Here is a 1,286-nt window from a genome sequence, read left to right as displayed (position 1 = left end):
CGCAAGACGGCGGTGCCGTTCGGGCCGTTCATGATCCTCGGCGCGTTCGCCGCGATCCTGGGCGCGGGGGGCCTGGGGGACTATTACCTGGAACTGATCGGGTACTAGTCATGTGTCAGTCAAGGCGGGACAGTCTCGAGCCCGACAAGTGGGCAGGATTTGGGGTGGAACTCCCGTGAGCGGACTCAGCCAGATCGACAAGCTGTATCCCACGCCAGATCCTGACTACCCCGAGTTCCTTCCGGCCCATCCGAAAAATGCGCACATCGACTGGATGGCATTCATGGCCTACGTCGAAGAAGGACGCCCGGATCAGCCTTCGACGTACAACTTCTATCTTCGTGCACAAGGCCGCGTTGACGCCGTCTGGCTGAATGGCATCGCCCAGCCTCTCGTTTCACCGGCGCTGCGGGAGGTCATGCACGACGTCGCCGGAGAGGACCTCGATTTCCTGCCCGTGGCCGTTAACGAAGAGCCGTACTGGTTGATGCGAGTTCAGACCCGTATAGACGCGCTTGACCCCGATGCCTCACAGTTCAACCGCGGCTCACGCGGCAACATCAAAACGATCCAGCGCGCCGTGTGGCTGTCCGACCGGATCACCGACCCAAAGATGTTCACCATCCCCCAAACACCTCGAAGCATCTGGGCAACTCCGTCGGTCGCCGATGCGTACAGGAGTTCTGGATGCACTGGGCTCAACTTCGGTCCTTATGGTGAAGTCGTGTGACCGAGACATGTCCGTGAGCGAGGCGGAGGGGGAGGCGGGAGCTGAGGTGGCACTCGCCATTGGCGTGGATTCCGGGATGCTGTTGTTCGCTGATGCCTGCGATACCGACATCGGCCTGGAAGAAACCAAGCCGTGGTGGAGCGGCAGAGTGCCGCTTCCCAGTTGTGGTTGGGTCGCCACGACTCACGCTGTTCTGATTGATACCGGCGGAGATGATGAGTTTCCCGTCGAGGCCGACACGGATCACGGCTTGTGTCGCAGGCTGGTCATTGCGTTCGACGAACCATCGGACCGGGAGTGGCAGCATTTGAAGATTCTTGGCGTGCCGTCGCACCTGTTGTTCGTGGGTGACCCTGGGATGGCCCAGCAGTTCGAGGTCGAGCCCCTCGCACAGGCGATCGCGGCTCCTGGGGTCTGGCTGGTGACGCGTTCAGAAACCGCGAACGTTCGAATCGACATACAGCAGACGCTTGAGCCTGACGCCGGAACTCAGACGACTGCAGTTCGTGTGTCGATGTGAGGTCCAGAACGAGCCACAGGTCGCCTGGCTCGTCGC

At 61.2% G+C, this 1,286-nt stretch carries 2 protein-coding genes; both read left to right on the top strand.

Features of this window, described 5'->3' with window-relative positions:
- Window positions 1-175: 175 nt before the first annotated feature.
- Entirely contained in the window at window positions 176-730 is a 555-nt protein-coding gene (locus ACOADB_RS12325) for an imm11 family protein (protein ID WP_378598743.1), read from the top strand.
- Between the two features lie 46 nt (window positions 731-776).
- Complete coding sequence (locus tag ACOADB_RS12320; protein WP_378598740.1) at window positions 777-1,250, top strand: hypothetical protein; 474 nt, start codon at window positions 777-779, stop codon at window positions 1,248-1,250.
- Window positions 1,251-1,286 lie beyond the last annotated feature (36 nt).

Source organism: Nocardioides sp. CPCC 206348 (assembly GCF_048654705.1).
Taxonomy (GTDB): domain Bacteria; phylum Actinomycetota; class Actinomycetes; order Propionibacteriales; family Nocardioidaceae; genus Nocardioides.
This window is presented reverse-complemented; position numbering and strand designations above follow the sequence as displayed.